This window comes from Citrobacter sp. GW821-FHT07H02 (assembly GCF_059418505.1).
The window spans coordinates 315,833-339,638 of record NZ_JBWKPZ010000001.1 but is presented as its reverse complement, the minus strand read 5'-3'; the positions used below and the strand labels follow the sequence as shown (position 1 = coordinate 339,638).

Below are 23,806 nucleotides of genomic sequence, written 5' to 3'. Positions count from 1 at the left end.
CATTGTTATGAGTCGCAAACAACTGGCGCTGTTCGAACCCTCCCTGGTCGCTCAGGCGCTTCTCGATGCCGTGAAAAAGTTAAATCCTCACGCACAATGGCGCAACCCGGTGATGTTCATCGTCTGGATTGGCAGTCTGTTGACCACTCTGATTACGGTAGCCATCGCAACCGGACATATGCCGGGCAATCCGCTTTTTACGGGCGCTATCAGCCTGTGGCTGTGGGTGACGGTGCTGTTCGCCAATTTCGCCGAGGCGCTGGCAGAAGGACGCAGCAAAGCCCAGGCCAACAGCCTGAAAGGCGTTAAAAAAACGGCATTTGCCCGCAAACTGCGTGAGCCGAAATATGGCGCAAAAATGGACCACGTCCCGGCGGATGAACTGCGTAAAGGCGACATTGTGCTGGTAGAAGCTGGCGATATTATTCCCTGCGACGGCGAGGTTATCGAAGGCGGCGCGTCGGTGGACGAAAGCGCCATCACAGGGGAGTCAGCACCGGTTATCCGTGAGTCTGGCGGCGATTTCGCCTCCGTAACCGGCGGGACGCGTATTCTTTCCGACTGGCTGGTCATCGAATGTAGCGTCAACCCCGGCGAGACGTTCCTCGACCGGATGATCGCCATGGTGGAAGGCGCACAGCGGCGCAAAACGCCCAACGAAATTGCGCTCACTATCCTGCTGATTGCGCTGACCATCGTCTTTTTACTGGCGACGGCTACTCTGTGGCCCTTTACCATCTGGGGCGGAAACGCGGTCAGCGTGACGGTACTGGTCGCCCTGCTGGTGTGCCTGATCCCCACCACCATCGGGGGGCTACTTTCGGCAATCGGGGTGGCGGGGATGAGCCGAATGCTGGGGGCAAACGTGATCGCCACCAGCGGTCGTGCGGTGGAAGCCGCCGGTGACGTGGATGTCTTGCTGCTGGATAAAACCGGCACCATTACCCTCGGCAACCGTCAGGCCTCCGATTTTCTGCCCGCCCAGGGGGTAGACGAAAAAACGCTGGCCGACGCCGCACAGCTTTCTTCTCTGGCGGACGAGACGCCGGAGGGCCGCAGTATCGTCATTCTCGCCAAACAACGCTTTAATTTGCGCGTCCGCGACGTTCAGTCATTGCATGCCACCTTTGTGCCGTTTACCGCCCAAAGCCGCATGAGCGGAATCAATATTGATAACCGGATGATTCGTAAAGGTTCGGTGGATGCTATTCGTCGCCACGTTGAAGCCAACGGCGGTCATTTTCCTGCCGACGTCGAACAGAAAGTGGATAACGTCGCCCGCCTTGGCGCCACGCCGCTGGTGGTCGTCGAAGGCTCCCGCGTGCTCGGCGTGATTGCGCTAAAAGATATCGTCAAAGGGGGAATAAAAGAACGCTTCGCCCAGTTGCGTAAAATGGGCATCAAAACGGTGATGATCACCGGCGACAACCGTCTGACGGCGGCGGCGATTGCGGCGGAAGCCGGTGTTGATGACTTCCTTGCGGAAGCCACGCCGGAAGCAAAACTGGCGCTGATCCGCCAGTACCAGGCGGAAGGTCGTCTGGTGGCGATGACCGGGGATGGCACCAACGATGCCCCCGCGCTGGCCCAGGCCGACGTTGCGGTGGCGATGAACTCGGGCACCCAGGCGGCGAAAGAAGCGGGCAACATGGTGGATCTGGACTCTAACCCCACCAAGCTGATTGAAGTGGTCCACATTGGTAAACAGATGCTGATGACGCGCGGTTCGCTAACCACGTTCAGTATCGCCAATGACGTGGCGAAATATTTCGCGATTATTCCGGCTGCCTTTGCAACGACCTATCCGCAGTTGAATGCCCTGAACGTGATGCACCTGCATTCGCCGGATTCGGCGATCCTCAGTGCGGTCATTTTTAACGCGCTGGTCATTGTGTTTCTGATCCCGCTGGCGCTGAAAGGCGTGAGCTACAAGCCGTTATCCGCGTCAGCCATGCTGCGCCGCAACTTGTGGATTTATGGTCTGGGCGGTCTGGTTGTGCCGTTTATCGGCATCAAGGTGATTGATTTACTGCTGACCCTGCTGGGTCTGGTGTGAGGTTTCTGATGACTGGGTTTCGTCCTGCATTATCCACGTTACTGTTTCTGACTGTTATCACCGGCGGCGTTTATCCGTTGCTGACGACCACCCTGAGCCAGTGGTGGTTCCCTGACCAGGCCAACGGTTCGCTCATTCGCGAGGGCAACAGCGTGCGCGGTTCCGCGCTGATAGGCCAGGCATTTACCCGCGACGGTTATTTTCAGGGACGTCCGTCCGCCACGGCTGAAATGCCCTATAATCCAATGGCTTCGGGTGGTAGCAATCTGGCTGTCAGCAATCCTGAGCTGGATAAGCAACTACAGAGCCGTATTGCCGCGTTGCGCGCCGCTAACCCACAGGCCAGCCCAACGGTGCCGGTGGAACTGGTGACCGCCTCCGCCAGTGGTCTGGACATTAATCTGACGCCCGCCGCAGTGGCGTGGCAGATCCCGCGCGTCGCGAAAGCGCGTCAACTGCCCGTTGAAGAGGTGGCGCAGCTGGTTGCACAATATACGCAAAAACCGCTGGTCAGCTTTATCGGGCAGCCGGTAGTAAACATTGTTGAACTCAACCTGGCGCTGGATGCGTCACAGGGGCACTAAGCGACATGAATGACGAACCCTTGCGTCCTGACCCGGATCGCCTGCTGGAGCAGACCAGCGCCCCCCACAGGGGAAAGCTGAAAATATTCTTCGGTGCCTGCGCGGGCGTCGGTAAAACATGGGCGATGCTGGCAGAAGCACAGCGGTTACGGGCGCAAGGGCTGGATATCTTGATCGGCGTGGTGGAAACCCACGGGCGCAAAGAGACCGCCGCGCTGCTGGAGGGACTCGCCATCCTCCCGCTCAAACGCCATGCGCATCGTGGACGGCATATCAACGACTTTGATCTCGATGCCGCCCTCGCCCGCCGTCCGGCACTGATACTGATGGATGAACTGGCGCACAGTAACGCGCCTGGCTCACGTCACCCCCGTCGCTGGCAGGATATCGAAGAACTGCTGGAGGCGGGGATCGATGTTTTTACCACCGTGAACGTTCAGCATCTGGAAAGTCTGAACGACGTCGTCAGCGGCGTGACGGGGATTCACGTTCGTGAAACCGTCCCCGACCCGTTCTTTGATGCTGCCGACGAAGTGGTGTTGGTCGACCTTCCTCCCGACGATCTTCGCCAGCGCCTCAACGAAGGTAAAGTCTATATCGCCGGTCAGGCAGAACGGGCTATTGAGCATTTCTTTCGCAAAGGGAACCTGATCGCCCTGCGTGAACTGGCGCTGCGCCGTACCGCCGACCGGGTAGACGACCAGATGCGAGCATGGCGCGACCGCCAGGGTGAAGAAAAGGTCTGGCATACCCGCGATGCCATACTGCTGTGCATCGGGCATAATACCGGCAGCGAAAAACTGGTACGCGCAGCGGCCCGCCTGGCTTCACGACTTGGCAGCATCTGGCACGCGGTATATGTGGAAACGCCCGCGCTGCACCGGTTACCGGAAAAACAACGACGTGCGATCCTCAGCGCGCTGCGACTGGCCCAGGAGCTGGGCGCTGAAACCGCCACGCTTTCCGACCCTTCTGAAGAGAAAGCCGTCGTGCGCTATGCCAGAGAACATAATCTTGGCAAAATCGTCATGGGGCGCCCCACCACACGCCGCTGGTGGCGCAGCGATTCGTTTGCCGAGCGGCTGGCAAAACGCGCGCCGGATCTCGATCAGGTCATTGTTGCGCTGGATGAGCCGCCCACCCGCCCTCTGGCGCACGCCCCCGACACCCGCACCTTTAAAGACAAATGGCGGGTACAAATTCAGGGCTGCATCGTCGCCGCCGCACTTTGTGCCTTCACGACCCTTATCGCCATGCAGTGGCTGGTGGCCTTCGACGCCGCGAACCTGGTGATGCTGTATCTGCTGGGTGTGGTCGTGATCGCCCTTTTTTATGGTCGCTGGCCGTCGGTAGTGGCGACCGTGATTAACGTGGTCAGTTTCGACCTCTTCTTTATTGCTCCCCGCGGTACCCTCGCCGTCTCTGACGTACAGTATCTGTTGACCTTTGCCGTGATGCTAACGGTCGGTTTGGTGATTGGGAATCTGACGGCCGGGGTTCGTTATCAGGCCCGCGTCGCCCGCTACCGGGAACAACGCACCCGCCATCTTTACGAAATGTCGAAAGCGCTGGCAGTCGGGCGTAGCAGGCTGGATATCGCGACCACCAGCGAGCAGTTTATCGCCTCCACATTTCAGGCGCGCAGTCAGCTTTTACTGCCCGATGAAAACGGCAAGCTGAGGCCTCTGACGCAGCAACAGGGCATCACGCCCTGGGATGACGCCATCGCCCAGTGGAGCTTTGATAAGGGCCAGCCTGCCGGTGCGGGGACTGACACCTTGCCCGGCGTGCCGTATCAGATCCTGCCCTTAAAAAGTGCGGATAAAACGCACGGTCTGGTGGTTGTCGAGCCGGACAATCTTCGCCAGTTGATGATCCCGGAACAGCAGCGTCTGCTGGAAACATTCACCCTGCTGGTCGCCAGCGCCCTTGAACGTCTGATGCTCACGGCCAGTGAAGAACTGGCCCGGCTCGCCAGCGAACGCGAAAGCCTGCGTAATGCCCTGCTCGCTGCGCTTTCTCACGATTTACGCACGCCGCTGACCGTGCTGTTTGGTCAGGCGGAAATCCTGACTCTCGATCTGGCGAGCGAAGGATCATCCCATGCCCGCCAGGCCAATGAGATCCGCCAGCATGTGCTCAACACCACGCGGCTGGTCAATAATCTGCTGGATATGGCGCGCATTCAGTCTGGTGGGTTTAATCTTAAGAAGGAGTGGCTGACGCTGGAAGAGGTGGTTGGCAGCGCACTGCAAATGCTGGAGCCGGGATTAGCACATCCGATCAATCTGTCGCTGCCGGAGCCGCTAACGCTTATTCACGTAGACGGCCCGCTGTTTGAACGTGTGCTGATCAATTTGCTGGAAAATGCGGTTAAATACGCTGGTGTACAGGCCACGATCGGCATTGATGCCCATATTGAAGGGGATCACCTGACTCTGGATGTGTGGGACAACGGTGCAGGCATCCCAGAAGGGCAAGAGCACAGCATCTTTGATAAGTTCGCCCGCGGAAATAAAGAGTCTGCGGTACCGGGCGTTGGGCTGGGTCTGGCGATTTGCCAGGCGATTGTCGAGGTGCACGGCGGTACCATCGCGGCGCAGAATCGACCGCAGGGCGGTGCCTGTTTCCGTGTTACACTGCCACAAGAATCTCCCCCTGAACTTGAAGATTTTCATGAGGATATGTGACAAACGTTCTGATTGTTGAAGATGAGCAGGCTATTCGTCGTTTTCTGCGTACCGCGCTGGAAGGTGACGGACTGCGTGTCTATGAAGCCGATACGCTGCAGCGCGGTTTACTGGAAGCCGCAACGCGAAAACCCGACCTTATCATTCTCGATCTTGGTTTACCGGATGGCGACGGTATTGATTTTATTCGCGATCTGCGCCAGTGGAGCGTTATCCCCGTCATTGTGCTCTCTGCCCGCAGTGAAGAGAGCGACAAAATCGCCGCGCTGGATGCCGGTGCCGATGATTATCTGAGTAAGCCCTTTGGTATTGGCGAACTGCAGGCGCGTTTACGTGTCGCTTTACGTCGCCATTCCGCCAGCCCTTCTCCCGATCCGGTCGTCTGTTTTTCCGACGTGAAGGTGGATCTGACCTCAAGACTTGTGCATCGCGGTGAAGAAGAGATCCACCTGACCCCGATTGAATTTCGCCTGCTGGCGGTGATGTTGAATAACGCGGGTAAAGTGTTAACCCAACGCCAGTTGTTGAATCAGGTTTGGGGACCGAATGCCGTCGAGCATAGCCACTATCTGCGTATTTATATGGGGCATTTACGTCAGAAGCTGGAGCAGGACCCAACCCGTCCTCGTCACTTAATTACCGAGACGGGAATCGGTTATCGGTTTATGCCATGAAAATGGGATGAAAAAAAGGAGCCTTATTGGCTCCTTTCTTCATTCAGGTAATTGTGTGTTTAGGCGTTTTTCAGCACTTCACTGACAATTTCAACGGCTTCTTTCTCGATCTGTTTGCGATGTTCTTCACCGAGGAAACTTTCACAGTAGATCTTGTAAGCGTCTTCCGTACCGGACGGACGCGCAGCAAACCAGCCGTTGTCGGTCATCACTTTCAGACCGCCAATGGATGCGCCGTTGCCCGGAGCTGCCGTCAGACGCGCGGTGATCGGATCGCCCGCAAGCATGCTGGCGCTGACCATTTCCGGAGACAGTTTGGACAATGCCGCTTTCTGAGCGGACGTTGCAGCTGCCTGCAAACGGTTATAGCTCGGCGCGCCAAAGCGAGCCGCCAGTTCGTTGTAGTGTTCCTGCGGGTTTTTACCCGTAACCGCGGTGATTTCCGCCGCCAGCAGACACATGATGATGCCGTCTTTGTCGGTAGACCACGGGGTACCGTCAAAACGCAGGAAAGATGCTCCCGCGCTCTCTTCACCACCGAAGCCGAAGCTGCCGTCGAACAGACCGTCAACAAACCATTTAAAACCTACCGGCACTTCTACCAGTTTACGGCCTAAATCGTTCACCACACGGTCAATCATCGCAGAAGACACCAGCGTTTTACCAACTGCGACATCTTTGCCCCACTGCGGACGATGCTGGAACAGGTAGTTGATGGCAACCGCCAGGTAATGGTTCGGGTTCATCAGCCCTGCTGGCGTGACGATGCCGTGACGGTCATAGTCCGGATCGTTGGCAAACGCCAGATCGAACTTATCACGCAGCGCCAGCAGACCAGCCATCGCACACTCGGAGGAGCAGTCCATACGGATCGCGCCGTCTTTATCCAGGTGCATAAAGCGGAAAGTCTGATCAACCTGATCGTTCACAATGGTCAGGTTGAGTTTGTAATGCTCGGCAATACGCTTCCAGTATTCGATACCGGAGCCGCCCAGCGGATCGACGCCCAACGTCAGGCCCGCTTTTTGAATCGCCGCCATATCGACGATATCCGCCAGCCCTTCAACGAATGGCTGCACCAGATCCTGCTCTTTCACATGACCAGAGGCCATTGCCGCATCCAGTGAAATGCGCTTCACGCCTTTCAGGCCATCCGCGAGCAGCGCGTTAGCCCTGTCTTCCACCACTTTAGTGACGTTGGTATCCGCCGGGCCGCCATTGGGCGGATTGTATTTAATGCCGCCATCTTCCGGCGGGTTGTGGGACGGCGTAATCACGATGCCGTCAGCCAGCGGACCGCCTTTTTTGTTATGGACCAGGATTGCATTCGAAACCGCAGGCGTCGGCGTAAAGCCGTTGTTTTCCTGAACAATGACATCGACACCGTTCGCCGCCAGCACTTCCAGAACGGAAATAAAGGCTGGCTCAGACAGCGCATGAGTATCTTTACCCACATAGCAAGGGCCTGTGATGCCGTTTTTCGCACGCTCTTCCGCAATCGCCTGGGCAATGGCCAGAATGTGCAGTTCATTAAAACTATGACGACCGGCGCTGCCGCGATGCCCGGAAGTCCCGAACTTCACCGCGTGCTCCGCATTCCCTGCTTCCGGTTTCAATACATAGTATTGCGCCGTCAGTTGGGCGACATTAATTAAATCACTCTGTTGCGCAGGCTGACCTGCACGCTTGTGGATTGCCATTGCCTGGTCCTTTTAATGCAACGTTTAGATTGTTCCGCAAACCTTTTCAATCAATTCCGCCGGGAATTGCATTGATTGCATGATGTGTTCAATCATGCTGCATTTACGGCCGGTGTTGGTGTTGGTGATCACCCAATACGGCGTGCCTGGCACGTGTTTCGGCTTGGTTTGATTACCATTTTTCAGCAGAGTCTGCTCGTCTGCCGCAAAGTATACGCGCGTACGACCGTGCAACGATTCCGTCGCCTCAGCAAACGCGTTGTGATCCAGTGAGTAAAGTGTAGACAGTACCAGCATAAAGCGATTTACCGCTTTCTTCTGCTCTGCATATTCATCGGAAAGCAGAAGTTCACGCATGGCGCGCACTTTATCTTTTACGGGGTTGACCGGCTTCGCTTCAACGATAGCGGGTTGCGCTATGCGCACCTCTTTCGCCGCCGGAGTGACAGGCTGTGATGCGGCGGAAAATTTCAACATACGCCGTAAAATGTCGGATGCGCTCTCGCCGATATGCTTGGTGTGGCTGGCAATATAGCTATAGAGTTCATCATCAACTTCAATCGTTTTCATCTTAATCCAGTGCGGTGTCTTATCTGAATACAAGTCGTTGGGATTATAGGGGCAAATCCCAACAGCGGATAGCGTCAAGCCAGGCTGTCTGAAAAACTCGGAGTAAACCGTAGTTGTTGCAGCCCCGTGGCAGAATGGTCAACATAATACCCTAACCCGACAGAGCGAAAAAAAGAACTTTGCCATGAAATTGAACATCCGAGCGCAATCTGCACAAAAGCTGCACAATAATTCTCCCATCGTCCTTGTTCACGGCTTGTTTGGTAGCCTTGATAACCTCGGCATACTGGCGCGCGATCTTGTAGAGGATCACGACATCATCCAGGTTGATATGCGAAACCACGGTCTTTCTCCCCGTTCAACGGAGATGAATTACCCGGCGATGGCGCAGGATCTGCTGGATACTCTGGACGCCGCGAGTATCGAAAAAGCCACCTTTATTGGTCACTCAATGGGCGGAAAAGCCGTTATGGCGCTGACCGCACTGGCACCGGATCGTATTGATCAACTGGTGGCGATTGATATTGCGCCGGTTGACTATCACGTGCGCCGCCACGATGAGATCTTTGCTGCGATCAACGCCGTGACCGAATCTGACGCGCAAACACGCCAGCAGGCGGCAGTCGTCATGCGCCAGCACCTCCAGGAAGAAGGGGTTATCCAGTTCCTGTTAAAGTCGTATGTCGATGGCGAGTGGCGCTTTAACGTGCCCGTATTGTGGGAGCAGTACCCACATATCGTAGGGTGGGAAACCATTCCCGCCTGGGATCATCCGGCGCTGTTTATCCCTGGCGGTAATTCGCCTTACGTCACCGAAGCCTATCGTCACGATTTACTGAGCCAATTTCCTCAGGCCCGGGCGCATGTGATTGCGGGTGCCGGCCATTGGGTGCATGCGGAAAAACCGGATGCCGTGCTGCGCGCGATACGCCGGTATCTGGCGGATAAGGCTAACTGATTAAAAACTCAGCGTCCGCGCGCGATTACGTGCGTGGACGTTGGCGTGCCTCACTCGCTGATGTATGATGGCGCGCTATCCATCCGGGCATACGCCTGGCTGATTGTTTCCCCGAAGTCACCAAAATCATGGCCAAAGAACAAACGGACCGTACGACATTAGATCTGTTCGCGCACGAGCGTCGCCCGGGACGACCCAAAACCAATCCGCTTTCGCGTGATGAACAGCTACGCATTAATAAGCGTAATCAGCTTAAACGCGACAAGGTTCGTGGGCTTAAGCGTGTCGAACTGAAGCTGAATGCTGATGCCGTGGATGCGCTGAATGAACTGGCGGAAGCACGCAATATGAGCCGTAGTGAGCTCATTGAAGAGATGCTGACAAACCAGCTTATCTCGCTGCGTGGCCAGGGGTCTGTCTGAATTTCTGCTCTAAATCATAAATCGTGTAGCACAGAGTGCAGTCCTGCGTGTTTGCTGTTTCCGCATGCCTGACTGATCTGCTATGATTGCCCTTATCCGTGGGCAATACGCCACCACCATTTCAATAAGTTTCAAGAGGTTATTTTACTCATGGCAATCACTGGCATCTTTTTCGGCAGCGACACCGGTAATACCGAAAATATCGCAAAAATGATTCAAAAACAGCTTGGTAAAGACGTTGCCGATGTTCATGACATTGCGAAAAGCAGTAAAGAAGACCTGGAAGGGTATGACATTCTGCTGTTAGGTATTCCAACCTGGTACTACGGTGAAGCACAGTGCGACTGGGATGACTTCTTCCCTACCCTCGAAGACATTGATTTCAATGGTAAACTGGTGGCTCTGTTTGGTTGCGGCGATCAGGAAGACTACGCAGAATACTTCTGCGATGCGCTGGGCACCATCCGCGACATTATCGAACCGCGCGGCGCAACCATCGTAGGCCACTGGCCAACTGCAGGCTATCACTTCGAAGCCTCTAAAGGTCTTGCTGATGACGATCATTTTGTCGGTCTGGCTATCGACGAAGACCGTCAGCCGGAATTGACCGCTGAGCGCGTTGAAAAATGGGTTAAACAGATTTCCGCCGAACTTCATCTCGACGAAATCATCAACGCCTGATTTCGTGCGGCGCAGAAACCATCTGCGCCGCATCAATAGATAAAACCAATCAAAATAATTGCTACAAATTTGTAACTTTCCTGCCCATCCCTGTACAATGTTCGGGTGTTATTCTGGTATTGCACAGTGTGATTGTTGGCAGTACCACGTTTTGATTAATAATATTTGCCCGAGGCTTGCAGTTTTCATTTAGACATGGCAGTTCTATAATGATACGCATTCTCTCAAGTGCAATTTCTGTCACTTCTTTAATGAAGTGAATCGTTTAGCAACAGGACAGATTCCGCATGACTGACAACAATACCGCATTAAAGAAGGCTGGCCTGAAAGTAACGCTTCCTCGTTTAAAAATTCTGGAAGTTCTTCAGGGACCGGATAACCATCACGTCAGTGCGGAAGATTTGTATAAACGTCTGATCGACATGGGTGAAGAAATTGGTCTGGCGACCGTGTATCGCGTGCTGAACCAGTTCGATGACGCCGGTATCGTGACCCGCCACAATTTTGAAGGCGGTAAGTCCGTTTTTGAACTGACTCAACAGCATCATCATGATCATCTTATTTGCCTCGATTGTGGCAAAGTGATTGAGTTCAGCGATGATTCTATCGAAGCGCGTCAACGTGAAATTGCGACTAAGCATGGTATTCGTTTAACCAACCATAGCCTCTATCTTTACGGTCACTGCGCTGAAGGCGATTGCCGCGAAGACGAACACGCGCACGACGCAAAGTAATATGCCCCCAAAGAGCCAACCACGCGGTTGGCTTTTTTATACCCATAAAAAAGACCCGCTATCAAAGCAGGTCTTTTTCCCTTCCGGTAAGTACATTTACTGTACTGTGTTTTTACTGCGAATTTCTTTCCAGATTTTGTCACAATCGGCTTGTACCGCCTGACCATTGCCCGTACGTGTCGCCTGAATACATTGCTGGTAATCCAGTACCCGCACGCTCTCTTCGTTAGCAAACTGCTTATGCTGGTCTTCTTTTTTCAGCACATTTAATACGCTTTGGCAGGCTTCGATTTTTTCCGGTGAACCTTGCGCGGTGTTAATACATGCGCTGTATGCCTCTTTAAGGCGGCTATCTTCCTTAGGTGCAGGAGATTGCGAGCAGGCCACCAGACCTGACGCCATAATGGCGATGAGTAACATTTTTTTCATACAACGGTCCTCAACGATGCGGCAGAGAAATACCCTGCCGCGACTGGCATCAGAAAATAGTGAATGGGGCGATAACCATGAACTTCACGTCACGCTCATCCTGGAAGATGTTGCCATAACCACCGCTCCAGCTCGGGATATTGGAGTGGTTGTCATACTCGGTGAAGTGCAGTTTAAACATGGTGCCTTTGGCACGTCCTTCCTGCATGGTATAAACCGCATCAAGACTGTAGGAGGATTCTTCGATGGTTTTGTTTTTGTCGTAGAACGCATCCGGGTTGCTCTGCCAGGTAGCCGGTTTGGCATCCCAGGCGTAGACGTACGACGCACCCAGCGCCATACCTGGCAGATTCCAGTTCTTCAGGTCATACATCGCGCCGAAGAAGACCGCTTTTTCGCCGTTGGCGTTAAAGTCGGAACGGTTATCCCACCAGACATCCAAACGACCGTTTGAGGAGGCATAGGTCGGCGTCATACGCTGCAAGAAGTAGCCCTGCTGCCCGTCCGCTTTCACCCAGGTTCCTTCCAGACGCAGATCGACCACTTCCGCCACTTTGTAACCGAAAGTCAGTGCCTGCAACCATGCAGTGCCGTCATAGATGTCGTTCACACTGCGATCATCAACTTTATCGCGTGCGCCGTAGAACTGGTAACTGGTGGTAAACGGATTCCCGCCCAGATCGAATTTGTAACTGGCTTTGGCAAAGTACTGATCGACATAGCCCTCAGACTGACCAAAGGCAGCCTCAAGAATAAGATCATTTTTGAAATCGTATTTTGCGCCAACGGAGTGGAGATAATCGACTTTGGTCTTTTTATCAGCCTGGTAGAATTTATCCACTTCAATGTGCCACGGCGCTTTATACTCGTTGGCCCACATGTAGGAGAAGCTCAACGCACCCGCATCGCCATAGTCAAAGTTGGCTCCGGCTTCTGCCCCTTGATAGGTACCCGGCATAAAGCTCCAGTGCGGCGCTAACAGCGTCTGTCCGGTTGGCTGAATATAACCGGCACGTGCCCAGGTCGGGCCATATTTAAATTTTGCAGCGGCTTTATAAAGGCTGACACCACTCTTATCGCCAGAGTAATCTTCGTCATAGCCTTTATTTTTTTTCGAGAATGCAATTTCGTTAGGGTGTCCGCTGTCGTCACTTTCCGCCATTTCAATTGCGGTAAATGCCGCAATATCCAGACCGAACATATCCGCTGCATAACCCGACTGGAAATCCAGGTTGGCGTTCCAGGTCGCGTGTGAAAGGTTGGTTTTGTATTTATCTTCATCCGTGACGTCTTTACGGTCACGCTCACGCTGCCAGTAATAAATGCCGCCTGTTAAGGTCGAATCGTCGATAAAGCCCGCGGCGCTTGCCTGCGGTGCAACCATCCAACCCGACATTGCTGTGATACCGGCGATAGCCAGCGCCAGCGTACTACGTTTGCCACTAAACGTACGCATATGTTAATCCTCTTTGACGTATAAAATGCTGCCGCCAAAGGCGAACAGCTAAAAATAAAAATTAAAAATAGCGCTGAGAAAACCTCATTGACTACAGTGAACAGACTATTTTTCGCGACGCGAATTATCAATCTCTTTCTGTAACCAGTATGTAATAATATGAGCGACCGCACATATTTCATTGCTTTTTGTTACACATTCAGCAAATGCGAAAAATTATCATCAAAATGAAAAATACCGTTGATTTCCATGAAGATGAAAACGGTTACAGCGTTTAATTTAGTCTCGACCTAAATTTCTGAGCCTACTTATCAAAAAATCGTTTATCGGATTAATTATTTTTCAGATGCAATTAATTCGCTCCGCAAACAGAGGATCTCGCGGAAATTAAGCGAAAAAAAACGCCGCGAAGCGCGGCGTTAGTCGGATGGAATGGTGTCGTGTGGCTTATTCGCCGACTTTAGCCCATGTATCACGTAAACCGACAGTACGGTTAAATACCAGTTTGTCGGCCGTTGCATAGCGGCTGTCGAGGCAGAAGTATCCCTCACGCTCGAACTGGAAGGCTTTACCCGCAACCGCAGTCTTCAGCGACGGTTCTGCGAAGCCCTGTTTGATCACCAGCGAATCAGGGTTCATTGCCGACAGGAAATCTTCCGCCGCGCCTGGATTCGGTACGCTGAAAAGGCGATCGTACAGACGAATTTCAACCGGCAATGCGTGCGCTACACTCACCCAGTGAATAACGCCTTTTACTTTACGCCCGTCAGCCGGATCTTTGCTCAGGGTGTCTGCATCGTAGGTACAGAAGATGGTGGTGATATTACCTTCCGCATCTTTCTCTACACGCTCTGCTTTGATCACGTAAGCGTTACGCAAACGGACTTCTTTCCCCATCACCAGACGTTTGTACTGCTTGTTGGCTTCTTCGCGGAAGTCAGCACGATCGATCCAGATCTCGCCACTGAACGGAACTTCACGGCTGCCCATTTCCGGTTTGTTCGGATGGTTAGGCATGGTGACCATTTCGCCTTCGCCCTGATAGTTTTCGATAACCAGTTTTACTGGATCGATAACCGCCATTGCGCGCGGGGCGTTTTCGTTCAGATCTTCACGGATGCAGGACTCCAGCGATGCCATCTCAATGGTGTTGTCCTGCTTGGTGATGCCGATGCGTTTGCAGAACTCACGAATAGCAGCAGCTGTGTAACCACGGCGACGCAGACCGGAAATCGTCGGCATACGCGGGTCATCCCAACCTTCTACGTGCTTTTCCGTCACCAGCTGATTCAGCTTACGTTTGGACATCACGGTATATTCCAGATTCAGGCGCGAGAATTCGTACTGGCGCGGGTGAACCGGGATTGTGATGTTGTCCAGCACCCAGTCGTACAGGCGACGGTTGTCCTGGAATTCCAGCGTACACAGGGAGTGCGTAATACCTTCCAGCGCATCGCTGATGCAGTGGGTGAAGTCGTACATCGGGTAGATGCACCACTTGCTGCCCGTCTGATGATGATCGGCAAATTTAATGCGATACAGCACCGGATCGCGCATAACGATAAACGGCGACGCCATATCAATTTTGGCGCGCAGGCACGCTTTGCCTTCTTCAAAACCGCCAGCCCGCATTTTCTCAAACAGCGCGAGGTTCTCTTCTACACTGCGATCGCGGAACGGGCTGTTTTTGCCTGGCGCTGTCAGCGTGCCGCGGTATTCGCGGATCTCATCAGCAGACAATTCGTCAACATAGGCCAGGCCTTTGTTGATAAGCTCAACGGCATACGCATACAGCTGATCAAAGTAATCTGAGGAGTAGCAGATGTCGCCAGACCAGTTGAAGCCCAACCATTGCACATCGTTCTTAATAGACTCTACGTATTCGATATCTTCTTTTACCGGGTTGGTATCATCGAAACGCAGGTTGCATTGACCCTGGTAATCTTGCGCGATCCCAAAGTTCAGGCAGATAGACTTGGCGTGACCGATGTGCAGGTAACCATTGGGTTCCGGCGGGAAACGGGTATGAACTGTGGTGTGCTTACCACTGGCCAGATCTTCATCGATGATCTGACGAATAAAGTTAGTCGGGCGGGCTTCAGCCTCACTCATCGTGGATTCCTCAAAGCGTAAACAACGTATAACGGCATATGGTCTTATAAGCCGGACAGACTGACAACCTTTAGTTACTTAAAATACGTAACAGACTGGCATTATGGGATCAATTGCTGCAAAAAAAAGCGGCGGAGGTTTCCCCCCGCCGCTTAAGGCACAGACTCTACTCAGGAGCGATTACTTGCCTTTAATCTCATACAGCGCTGTTTGACCTGCAACGACGTGTCCTTCCGCCTTCACAACCAGCCCACCAAAATCATCGATGTTGCTGCAAACGACAGGACTGATCATTGAGCGCGCATTCGCATTCAGGTACGCCAGATCCATTTCCAGAATCGGCTGTCCTGCAACGACTTCGGCACCCTCTTCCACCAGACGCTTGAAGCCCTGGCCACCCAACGCGACAGTATCGATACCCATGTGGACAACGATTTCCGCACCTTTTTCTGTTTCCAGGCAGAATGCGTGATTGGTGTTGAAGATTTTCACGATGGTGCCCGCAGCCGGGGAAACCACGGTTTTATCCGTTGGTTTTACCGCTACGCCATCGCCTACGGCTTTACTGGCGAACGCTTCATCAGGAACCTGATCAAGTGCCACAACATCACCGGTAACCGGGGAAACCAGCTCAGCGATAGTCACTGTATTCAGAACGGCCTGCGGTTTCGCTGCCGGAGCCGCCGCGGCTGGCGCTGTGTCAGCAGAGGCTGCTGCGACCGGACCCGTGGTTTTCATCGCGTTAGCGATTTTCTCAGCCACAAAGCCAACGATAATCTGTACGCTGGTTTTGTTCAGGCGAATCACACCAGAAGCTCCCAGGCGTTTTGCCATCGCTTCGTTCACCAGCGAAGAGTCTTTTACATTCAGACGCAGACGAGTGATGCACGCATCGATACCTGTCAGGTTGTCAGAACCACCCACCGCAGCGATATACTGACGCGCCAGACCGGCAACATCCTGGTCTTTGTCTGCGCTTACATTCATGTCCTGACCATCGGCTTCGCTACCGGCAACTGCCAGCTCACGACCCGGAGTCATCAGATTGAATTTGGTGATAGTAAAGCGGAACACCACATAGTAGATCGCGAAGAAGACCAGACCCTGTGGGATCAGCATCCACCAGTGCGTCGCCAGCGGGTTACGGGAAGAAAGCACCATATCCACCAGACCCGCACTGAAACCGAAACCGGCAATCCAGTGCATAGAGGCAGCGATGAAGACTGAAATCCCGGTCAGAACGGCGTGAATAACATACAGAACCGGTGCAACGAACATGAAGGAGAATTCCAGCGGCTCGGTGATCCCGGTGAAGAACGCAGCGAATGCGCCCGCCATCATGATACCCAGCACTTTCGCCTTGTTCTCAGGACGCGCGCAGTGGTAGATAGCCAGCGCTGCACCCGGCAGGCCGAACATCATGATTGGGAAGAAGCCAGCCTGGTAACGACCGGTAATGCCCACAACCGCTTTGCCCGCGTCAATAGACTGCGCGCCGCCGAGGAAGTTAGGAATGTCGTTAATGCCCGCCACGTCGAACCAGAATACGGAGTTCAGTGCGTGGTGCAGACCAACCGGAATCAGCAAGCGGTTGAAGAAAGCGTAGACGCCCGCGCCAACGGAACCCAGTTTCTGGATGTGTTCACCAAAGTTTACCAGACCGTCGAAGATAATCGGCCAGATAAACATCATGATGAAGGCAACAATAATCATCACGAAGGAGGTCAGAATCGGCACCAGACGACGGCCGCTGAAGAAGGAGAGCGCTTTCGGTAACTCAACGCCGCTGAAGCGGTTGTACAGCTCAGCAGAGATGATACCCACCAGAATCCCCACGAACTGGTTGCTGATTTTACCGAACGCGGCAGGAACCTGGTCCGCCGGGATCTTCTGAATCATCGCAACCGCCGCCGGAGAACAAAGCGTGGTCAACACAAGGAAACCCACAAAACCGGTCAGCGCCGCAGCACCGTCTTTATCTTTGGACATACCGTAAGCGACACCAATCGCAAACAGTACGGACATGTTATCGATGATTGCGGAACCTGATTTAATGAAGAACGCCGCTACCGCGTTATCTCCACCCCAACCCACGGGATCAATCCAGTAACCTACACCCATCAATATTGCTGCCGCAGGCAGCGTGGCCACCGGCACCATAAGCGCGCGGCCAACCTTTTGTAAATAACCTAGAATACTCACTTTATTCCCCCTATGAGACCCCGTTTAAGGCGCGTTCTCAGCTGTGTTTTTATTGTGTCACTATCTTAGTGGTTCACTGGCATTCTGAGTGTGTGAAAATTTAATTCGTATCGCAAATTAAAAGCATGTTTTTTGTGAGTCCAGTCACCAAATATCGTTAAAACCACTCCCTTATACTGGCTAACTGCGAAAACTTATTTTATCATTCAAAAAATCAAGACGGATTGACTCTTGTTGATACAAAACCAGGTTACGCTTGACTATGTACCCATACTCAATCCGCCAACGTCTACATATACATTTGAGGTGAAGAATGAGACTGATCCCCCTGAATACCGCAGAACAAGTCGGCAAATGGGCTGCTCGCCACATCGTTAACCGTATCAATGCATTCAAGCCGACGGCGGATCGTCCGTTTGTTTTGGGTCTACCTACCGGTGGCACGCCATTGACCGCCTATAAAGCATTAGTTGAAATGCACAAAGCGGGCCAGGTCAGCTTCAAGCATGTTGTGACGTTCAACATGGACGAATATGTTGGCCTTCCGAAAGAGCACCCGGAAAGCTATCATAGCTTCATGCACCGTAACTTCTTTGATCACGTTGATATTCCAGCAGAAAACATCAACCTTCTCAATGGCAACGCTGCGGATATTGATGCTGAATGTCGTCAGTATGAAGAAAAAATCCGCGCTTACGGTAAAATCCACCTGTTTATGGGCGGCGTAGGCAACGACGGTCATATCGCGTTTAACGAACCGGCCTCTTCTCTGGCTTCCCGCACGCGTATCAAAACATTGACCCATGACACTCGCGTGGCAAACTCTCGCTTCTTTGATGGCGATGTCAGCCAGGTGCCGAAATACGCGCTGACGGTGGGTGTGGGTACGCTGCTTGACGCAGAAGAAGTGATGATTCTGGTGCTGGGCCATCAGAAAGCGCAGGCGCTCCAGGCGGCGGTAGAAGGCAACGTCAACCACATGTGGACCATCAGCTGTCTGCAACTGCACCCGAAAGCCGTGGTGGTGTGCGATGAACCTTCCACCATGGAGCTGAAAGTTAAGACGCTGAAATACTTCAACGAGTTAGAAGCCGAAAATATTAAAGGTTTGTAATAGTATCCCCGCCCTGACGAGCGTGTTGCAGGGCGGTATTTTTTGAAATCGGGGGTCGGAATGTATGCTTTAACCCAGGGCCGGATTTTTACCGGTCACGAAATTCTTGATGACCATGCGATTGTTGTCGCCAATGGCCTGATTGAAAGAGTCTGTCCAGTGGCGGAACTGCCGCCGGAGATCGAGCAACGCTCGCTGAATGGGGCCATTCTCTCCCCCGGTTTTATCGACGTACAGTTAAATGGTTGTGGCGGTGTGCAGTTCAACGATACCGCAGAAGCGGTGACCGTTGAAACGCTGGAAATTATGCAAAAAGCCAATGAACGTTCTGGCTGCACCAGCTATCTGCCAACGCTTATCACCACCAGTGATGACCTGATGAAACAGGGCGTTCGCGTCATGCGTGAATACCTGGCGAAATATCCGCATCAGGCATTAGGTCTGCATCTTGAAGGCCCATGGTTGAACCTGGTCAAAAAAGGGACGCATAATCCGGGTTTTGTCCGTAAGCCTGACGCTGCGCTGGTTGATTTCCTGTGCGATAATGCCGACGTCATCACCAAAGTAACCCTGGCGCCAGAGATGGTTCCTGCTGAAGTGATCACAAAACTGGCAGACGCGGGGATTGTGGTTTCTGCCGGGCATTCCAACGCAACGTTGAAAGAAGCGAAAGCCGGTTTCCGCGCTGGAATTAGCTTCGCCACTCATCTGTTTAACGCCATGCCGTACATTACCGGTCGTGAGCCAGGTCTGGCGGGTGCGATTCTGGATGAAGCCGACATTTATTGTGGCGTGATCGCCGATGGCTTGCATGTTGATTATGCCAACATCCGTAATGCCAAACGCCTGAAAGGCGACAAACTTTGCCTCGTCACAGATGCAACTGCACCGGCAGGCGCAGACATTGAACAGTTCATTTTTGCTGGTAAAACAATATACTACCGCAATGGACTCTGTGTGGATGAGAACGGTACGCTGAGCGGTTCATCTTTAACCATGATTGAAGGTGTCCGTAATCTGGTCGAACATTGCGGTATCGCGCTCGATGAAGTGCTGCGCATGGCGACCCTCTACCCTGCCCGTGCGATTGGCGTCGACCAACAGCTCGGCAGCATTGCACCGGGTAAAGTGGCCAACCTGACTGCATTCACACACGACTTTAAAATCATCAAGACCATCGTTAATGGCAACGAGGTCGTTACTGAGTAAGAAAACGTATGACACCTGGCGGACAAGCTCAAATAGGTAATGTTGATCTCGTAAAACAGCTAAACAGTGCGGCCGTTTACCGCCTGATTGATCAGCATGGGCCCATCTCGCGAATTCAGATTGCCGAGCAAAGCCAGCTTGCCCCCGCCAGCGTAACGAAAATTACGCGGCAACTTATTGAACGCGGGCTGATCAAAGAAGTTGATCAGCAGGCCTCTACCGGGGGCCGCCGCGCCATCTCTATCATCACAGAAACCCGTAACTTTCATGCGATTGGCGTGCGTCTGGGTCGTCACGACACCACGCTGACCCTCTACGACCTGAGCAGTAAAGTCCTGGCGGAAGAGCATTACCCGCTCCCAGAACGTACTCAGGAAACGCTGGAATTTGCCCTGCTCAATACCATTGAGAGCTTTATTGAAAGCTGCCAGCGTAAAATCCGCGAACTGATCGCCATTTCGGTGATCCTCCCGGGGCTTGTCGACCCCGAAAGCGGCGTCATCCGCTACATGCCCCATATTCAGGTCGAAAACTGGGGGCTGGTTGAAGCGCTGGAAAAACGTTTTCACGTTACCTGTTTTGTCGGCCATGACATCCGTAGCCTGGCGCTGGCTGAGCACTATTTTGGCGCAAGCCAGGATTGTGAAGACTCTATACTGGTGCGCGTACACCGTGGCACCGGGGCGGGGATCATCTCCAACGGTCGAATTTTTATTGGTCGTAATGGTAATGTCGGTGAGATCGGCCACATTCAGGTTGAACCGCTCGGTGAACGCTGCCACTGCGGTAACTTTGGCTGTCTGGAAACCATCGCCGCCAATGCCGCCATTGAACACCGCGTGCATAATTTGCTGAAACAGGGCTATCAGAGCCGCGTTCCGCTGGATGACTGCACCATCAAAACCATCTGCAAGGCGGCCAATAAAGGCGATAGCCTGGCCGCAGAGGTGATCGAGCACGTTGGCCGCCATCTGGGAAAAACCATCGCCATTGCGATAAACTTGTTTAATCCGCAAAAGATTGTCATTGCCGGTGAGATAACCGAAGCCGACAAAGTCCTGCTGCCGGCGATTGAAAGCTGCATTAACACTCAGGCATTGAAAGCATTTCGTAAAAACCTGCCCGTTGTGCGTTCGACGCTGGATCACCGCTCCGCCATTGGCGCATTTGCGCTGGTAAAACGCGCCATGCTTAACGGCATTTTGCTTCAACATTTGCTGGAAAATTAATGCGCTTTTATAGTATCGGATTCATAACAATTTCCCTGGGTAGTTCATGACCATCAAAAATGTCATTTGTGATATCGACGGCGTGCTAATGCACGACAACATTGCCGTACCCGGTGCGGCAGAATTTTTGACGGGTATTCTGGAAAAAGGCCTGCCGCTTGTGCTCCTGACCAATTACCCCTCCCAAACCGGACAAGACCTGGCGAACCGCTTTGCCACCGCAGGCGTGAATGTGCCTGACAGCGTCTTTTATACTTCCGCAATGGCGACGGCCGATTTCCTGCGTCGTCAGGAAGGCAAAAAAGCCTACGTAGTGGGTGAAGGCGCGCTGATTCACGAATTGTATAAAGCGGGCTTTACCATCACCGACGTTAACCCGGACTTCGTAATCGTCGGTGAAACCCGTTCCTATAACTGGGAAATGATGCATAAAGCGGCCTTCTTTGTTGCCAATGGCGCCCGCTTTATTGCCACCAACCCGGACACCCACGGTCGCGGTTTTTATCCGGCCTGTGGCGCACTCTGCGCGGGTATTGAGAAAATCTCCGGTCGCAAGCCGTTTTATGTGGGCAAACCGAGCCCGTGGATCATCCGTGCGGCGTTAAACAAAATGCAGGCACATTCCGAAGAAACGGTCATTGTCGGCGATAACCTGCGTACCGACATCCTTGCCGGTTTCCAGGCGGGGCTCGAAACGATTCTGGTGTTGTCTGGCGTCTCCACGCTTGACGATATCGACAGCATGCCGTTCCGACCAAGCTGGATCTACCCTTCCGTGGCCGAGATCGACGTTATCTGAAAACGACGCCATGCCTGATAACACGTTTCTTATCAGGCCGACGATTCGCACTTCGCTGTTAGCCGGATAAGGTGTTTACGCCGCTATCCGGCAAAGCCCTGTTTAATAAAATAGCCATAAAACTGTCGATTCATCAATAAACACGCTCATTACGTAATCTTTTTTCACTAATCTACAATGCCTATTGCATTTTTTCTTTTCTGACCGGCAATTCACTTGCACCCTCCCCTGCTTTGCTGCATTTTCTTAATCAAGCAAACACAAAAAGCACCACGCAACAGATTAACGGAGAAGGTTATGTGTTCTATTTTCGGCGTATTCGATATCAAAACAGACGCAGTTGAGCTGCGTAAAAAAGCCCTCGAACTGTCACGTCTGATGCGTCATCGTGGGCCGGACTGGTCCGGCATTTACGCCTGTGACAACGCGATCCTGGCGCATGAACGTCTGTCAATTGTTGACGTGAACGCCGGTGCCCAGCCACTGTATAACGAGAAGAAAACGCACATCCTGGCCGTAAACGGTGAAATTTATAACCATCAGGCGTTACGTGCGGAATATGGCGATCGCTATACCTTCCAGACCGGTTCCGACTGCGAAGTGATCCTCGCGCTGTATCAGGAGAAAGGGGCGCAATTCCTCGACGATCTGCAGGGCATGTTTGCCTTTGCGCTGTACGACAGCGAGAAAGATGCCTACCTGATTGGTCGTGACCATCTTGGCATCATCCCCCTTTATATGGGGTACGACGAACACGGCAACCTGTACGTCGCCTCCGAAATGAAAGCGCTGGTTCCGGTATGCCGCACCATCAAAGAGTTCCCGGCGGGCAGTTATCTGTGGAGTAAAGAAGGGGAAATCCGCCAGTACTATCAGCGCGACTGGTTCGATTTTGATGCGGTAAAAGAGAACGTTACTGACAAGAATGAACTGCGCCAGGCCCTGGAAGACGCTGTCAAAAGCCATCTGATGTCAGACGTGCCCTATGGCGTACTACTCTCCGGTGGTCTGGATTCATCAGTCATTTCCGCTATCACCAAGAAATATGCCGCCCGTCGTGTGGAAGATGACGAACGTTCTGAAGCCTGGTGGCCACAGTTGCACTCCTTTGCCGTCGGTCTCGAAGGTTCTCCGGACCTGAAAGCCGCACAGGAAGTGGCAAATCACCTGGGGACGGTGCACCACGAAATCCACTTCACGGTACAGGAAGGTCTGGATGCGATCCGTGATGTGATTTACCACATCGAAACTTACGATGTCACCACCATTCGCGCCTCGACGCCGATGTATTTAATGTCGCGTAAAATCAAAGCGATGGGTATTAAAATGGTGCTGTCCGGTGAAGGTTCTGACGAAGTGTTTGGCGGCTATCTCTATTTCCATAAAGCGCCGAATGCCAAAGAATTGCATGAAGAGACGGTACGTAAACTGCAAGCGTTGCATATGTTTGACTGCGCGCGTGCCAACAAAGCGATGTCAGCCTGGGGCGTAGAAGCGCGAGTCCCGTTCCTGGATAAGAAATTCCTTGATGTGGCAATGCGCATCAACCCACAGGATAAAATGTGCGGCAACGGTAAAATGGAAAAACATGTCCTGCGCGAATGCTTTGAGTCTTACTTACCGGCAAGCGTCGCATGGCGTCAGAAAGAGCAATTCTCGGATGGCGTGGGTTATAGCTGGATCGACACGCTGAAAGAAGTGGCCGCAGAACAGGTTTCTGACCAACAACTGGAAACCGCCCGCTTCCGCTTCCCGTACAACACGCCGTCCTCTAAAGAAGCGTATTTGTACCGCGAGATCTTTGAAGAACTGTTCCCGGTTCCCAGCGCCGCTGAATGTGTGCCGGGCGGTCCGTCCGTCGCCTGTTCCTCTGCGAAAGCTATTGAGTGGGATGAAGCGTTTAAAACCATGAACGATCCCTCCGGCCGTGCGGTGGGCGTCCACCAGTCCGCCTATAAATAAGCGAAAAGTGTAAAAAGAGCCCTCAGGGGGCTCTTTTTTATATTGTAATAATCCTTACAAAAACGATTAATAACCAATAATTGCCGAATATTGCGTCACGCTGTTCGCAACCTAACCAAACAGTCACATTCCGGCCATTTTCAATGAAAAAGGGGTTGACGCTTCAAGGCTCAATACGCATAATGCGCCCCGCAACGCCGATAAGGTAACGCGAAAAAAAAGATG

19 protein-coding genes and 1 pseudogene are annotated in these 23,806 nt (G+C 53.0%); 14 read left to right on the top strand and 6 right to left on the bottom strand.

The genetic code is table 11. From position 1 onward, the window contains the following. Positions 1-7: 7 nt before the first annotated feature. From kdpB to kdpE, 4 genes are read left to right on the top strand one after another with little or no spacing between them, the layout of a single operon-like run. On the top strand, positions 8-2,056 hold the full coding sequence (kdpB, locus tag AC07NP_RS01555; protein WP_494659365.1) for a potassium-transporting ATPase subunit KdpB: 2,049 nt from the start codon (positions 8-10) through the stop codon (positions 2,054-2,056). A gap of 8 nt (positions 2,057-2,064) precedes the next feature. Continuing rightward, on the top strand, positions 2,065-2,640 hold the full coding sequence (kdpC, locus tag AC07NP_RS01550; RefSeq protein WP_494659364.1) for a potassium-transporting ATPase subunit KdpC: 576 nt from the start codon (positions 2,065-2,067) through the stop codon (positions 2,638-2,640). Between the two features lie 5 nt (positions 2,641-2,645). Beyond that, entirely contained in the window at positions 2,646-5,330 is a 2,685-nt protein-coding gene (gene kdpD / locus AC07NP_RS01545) for a two-component system sensor histidine kinase KdpD (protein WP_494659363.1), read from the top strand. Next, positions 5,327-6,004 carry a two-component system response regulator KdpE gene (gene kdpE / locus AC07NP_RS01540; RefSeq protein WP_203358480.1) on the top strand — a complete coding sequence of 226 codons (678 nt, stop codon included), beginning with the start codon at positions 5,327-5,329 and terminating at the stop codon, positions 6,002-6,004. Before kdpD ends, kdpE begins: the two co-directional genes overlap by 4 nt. 59 nt (positions 6,005-6,063) lie before the next feature. Here kdpE and pgm read toward each other — a convergent pair whose 3' ends face one another. Both pgm and seqA read right to left on the bottom strand, forming a co-directional pair. Then, complete coding sequence (pgm, locus tag AC07NP_RS01535; RefSeq protein ID WP_203358481.1) at positions 6,064-7,704, bottom strand: phosphoglucomutase (alpha-D-glucose-1,6-bisphosphate-dependent); 1,641 nt, start codon at positions 7,702-7,704, stop codon at positions 6,064-6,066. 24 nt (positions 7,705-7,728) lie between these two features. Continuing rightward, complete coding sequence (seqA, locus tag AC07NP_RS01530) at positions 7,729-8,274, bottom strand: replication initiation negative regulator SeqA (protein ID WP_494659362.1); 546 nt, start codon at positions 8,272-8,274, stop codon at positions 7,729-7,731. A gap of 184 nt (positions 8,275-8,458) precedes the next feature. Between seqA and ybfF the strand changes: the two genes are divergently transcribed. The 5 genes and pseudogenes from ybfF (at position 8,459) to fur (ending at position 11,069) form a co-directional block, all read left to right on the top strand. Further along, complete coding sequence (gene ybfF / locus AC07NP_RS01525) at positions 8,459-9,232, top strand: esterase (protein ID WP_494659361.1); 774 nt, start codon at positions 8,459-8,461, stop codon at positions 9,230-9,232. A 128-nt stretch (positions 9,233-9,360) separates the two neighbouring features. Then, complete coding sequence (gene ybfE / locus AC07NP_RS01520; RefSeq protein ID WP_203358484.1) at positions 9,361-9,654, top strand: LexA regulated protein; 294 nt, start codon at positions 9,361-9,363, stop codon at positions 9,652-9,654. Positions 9,655-9,804: 150 nt separating this feature from the next. Continuing rightward, positions 9,805-10,335, top strand: coding sequence for a flavodoxin FldA (gene fldA, locus AC07NP_RS01515; protein WP_167456047.1), 531 nt, complete (start codon positions 9,805-9,807; stop codon positions 10,333-10,335). A 209-nt stretch (positions 10,336-10,544) separates the two neighbouring features. Further along, positions 10,545-10,630, top strand: a pseudogene (locus AC07NP_RS01510) (fur leader peptide). After that, entirely contained in the window at positions 10,623-11,069 is a 447-nt protein-coding gene (gene fur, locus AC07NP_RS01505; protein ID WP_276292403.1) for a ferric iron uptake transcriptional regulator, read from the top strand. The pseudogene AC07NP_RS01510 and the gene fur overlap by 8 nt, the downstream one beginning before the upstream one ends. Before the next feature lie 96 nt (positions 11,070-11,165). Here fur and AC07NP_RS01500 read toward each other — a convergent pair whose 3' ends face one another. From AC07NP_RS01500 to nagE, 4 genes are all read right to left on the bottom strand, one after another. Then, entirely contained in the window at positions 11,166-11,498 is a 333-nt protein-coding gene (locus AC07NP_RS01500; RefSeq protein WP_494659360.1) for a ChiQ/YbfN family lipoprotein, read from the bottom strand. 49 nt (positions 11,499-11,547) lie between these two features. Beyond that, positions 11,548-12,954: a chitoporin ChiP gene (chiP, locus tag AC07NP_RS01495; protein WP_203358487.1), complete on the bottom strand. Its 1,407-nt coding sequence runs from the start codon at positions 12,952-12,954 to the stop codon at positions 11,548-11,550. A gap of 447 nt (positions 12,955-13,401) precedes the next feature. Continuing rightward, positions 13,402-15,066 carry a glutamine--tRNA ligase gene (gene glnS / locus AC07NP_RS01490; RefSeq protein ID WP_494659359.1) on the bottom strand — a complete coding sequence of 555 codons (1,665 nt, stop codon included), beginning with the start codon at positions 15,064-15,066 and terminating at the stop codon, positions 13,402-13,404. Between the two features lie 180 nt (positions 15,067-15,246). Continuing rightward, entirely contained in the window at positions 15,247-17,268 is a 2,022-nt protein-coding gene (nagE, locus tag AC07NP_RS01485; RefSeq protein ID WP_494659358.1) for an N-acetylglucosamine-specific PTS transporter subunit IIBC, read from the bottom strand. Between the two features lie 313 nt (positions 17,269-17,581). Here nagE and nagB point away from each other — a divergent pair, with 313 nt between their 5' ends. The 5 genes from nagB to asnB all read left to right on the top strand — a co-directional run bounded on the left by nagB (position 17,582) and on the right by asnB (position 23,581). Further along, positions 17,582-18,382: a glucosamine-6-phosphate deaminase gene (gene nagB / locus AC07NP_RS01480; RefSeq protein WP_192611558.1), complete on the top strand. Its 801-nt coding sequence runs from the start codon at positions 17,582-17,584 to the stop codon at positions 18,380-18,382. Positions 18,383-18,442: 60 nt separating this feature from the next. Continuing rightward, the gene (gene nagA, locus AC07NP_RS01475) at positions 18,443-19,591 is read left to right on the top strand and encodes an N-acetylglucosamine-6-phosphate deacetylase (protein ID WP_494659357.1); all 1,149 of its coding nucleotides are present in this window, start codon (positions 18,443-18,445) and stop codon (positions 19,589-19,591) included. 8 nt (positions 19,592-19,599) lie between these two features. After that, positions 19,600-20,820: a DNA-binding transcriptional regulator NagC gene (gene nagC, locus AC07NP_RS01470; protein WP_192611556.1), complete on the top strand. Its 1,221-nt coding sequence runs from the start codon at positions 19,600-19,602 to the stop codon at positions 20,818-20,820. Between the two features lie 46 nt (positions 20,821-20,866). Continuing rightward, positions 20,867-21,619 carry a ribonucleotide monophosphatase NagD gene (nagD, locus tag AC07NP_RS01465; RefSeq protein WP_192611555.1) on the top strand — a complete coding sequence of 251 codons (753 nt, stop codon included), beginning with the start codon at positions 20,867-20,869 and terminating at the stop codon, positions 21,617-21,619. A 297-nt stretch (positions 21,620-21,916) separates the two neighbouring features. Beyond that, positions 21,917-23,581 carry an asparagine synthase B gene (gene asnB / locus AC07NP_RS01460; RefSeq protein WP_494659356.1) on the top strand — a complete coding sequence of 555 codons (1,665 nt, stop codon included), beginning with the start codon at positions 21,917-21,919 and terminating at the stop codon, positions 23,579-23,581. Positions 23,582-23,806: the final 225 nt, after the last annotated feature.

What these genes read in the sequence shown, in the direction of transcription:
- kdpB (WP_494659365.1), top strand. Translation starts at nt 8, where the DNA reads ATGAGTCGCAAACAACTGGCGCTGTTCGAACCCTCCCTGGTCGCTCAG.
- kdpC (WP_494659364.1), top strand. Translation starts at nt 2,065, where the DNA reads ATGACTGGGTTTCGTCCTGCATTATCCACGTTACTGTTTCTGACTGTT.
- kdpD (WP_494659363.1), top strand. Translation starts at nt 2,646, where the DNA reads ATGAATGACGAACCCTTGCGTCCTGACCCGGATCGCCTGCTGGAGCAG.
- pgm (WP_203358481.1), bottom strand. Translation starts at nt 7,704, where the DNA reads ATGGCAATCCACAAGCGTGCAGGTCAGCCTGCGCAACAGAGTGATTTA.
- seqA (WP_494659362.1), bottom strand. Translation starts at nt 8,274, where the DNA reads ATGAAAACGATTGAAGTTGATGATGAACTCTATAGCTATATTGCCAGC.
- ybfF (WP_494659361.1), top strand. Translation starts at nt 8,459, where the DNA reads ATGAAATTGAACATCCGAGCGCAATCTGCACAAAAGCTGCACAATAAT.
- ybfE (WP_203358484.1), top strand. Translation starts at nt 9,361, where the DNA reads ATGGCCAAAGAACAAACGGACCGTACGACATTAGATCTGTTCGCGCAC.
- fldA (WP_167456047.1), top strand. Translation starts at nt 9,805, where the DNA reads ATGGCAATCACTGGCATCTTTTTCGGCAGCGACACCGGTAATACCGAA.
- fur (WP_276292403.1), top strand. Translation starts at nt 10,623, where the DNA reads ATGACTGACAACAATACCGCATTAAAGAAGGCTGGCCTGAAAGTAACG.
- AC07NP_RS01500 (WP_494659360.1), bottom strand. Translation starts at nt 11,498, where the DNA reads ATGAAAAAAATGTTACTCATCGCCATTATGGCGTCAGGTCTGGTGGCC.
- chiP (WP_203358487.1), bottom strand. Translation starts at nt 12,954, where the DNA reads ATGCGTACGTTTAGTGGCAAACGTAGTACGCTGGCGCTGGCTATCGCC.
- glnS (WP_494659359.1), bottom strand. Translation starts at nt 15,066, where the DNA reads ATGAGTGAGGCTGAAGCCCGCCCGACTAACTTTATTCGTCAGATCATC.
- nagB (WP_192611558.1), top strand. Translation starts at nt 17,582, where the DNA reads ATGAGACTGATCCCCCTGAATACCGCAGAACAAGTCGGCAAATGGGCT.
- nagA (WP_494659357.1), top strand. Translation starts at nt 18,443, where the DNA reads ATGTATGCTTTAACCCAGGGCCGGATTTTTACCGGTCACGAAATTCTT.
- nagC (WP_192611556.1), top strand. Translation starts at nt 19,600, where the DNA reads ATGACACCTGGCGGACAAGCTCAAATAGGTAATGTTGATCTCGTAAAA.
- nagD (WP_192611555.1), top strand. Translation starts at nt 20,867, where the DNA reads ATGACCATCAAAAATGTCATTTGTGATATCGACGGCGTGCTAATGCAC.
- asnB (WP_494659356.1), top strand. Translation starts at nt 21,917, where the DNA reads ATGTGTTCTATTTTCGGCGTATTCGATATCAAAACAGACGCAGTTGAG.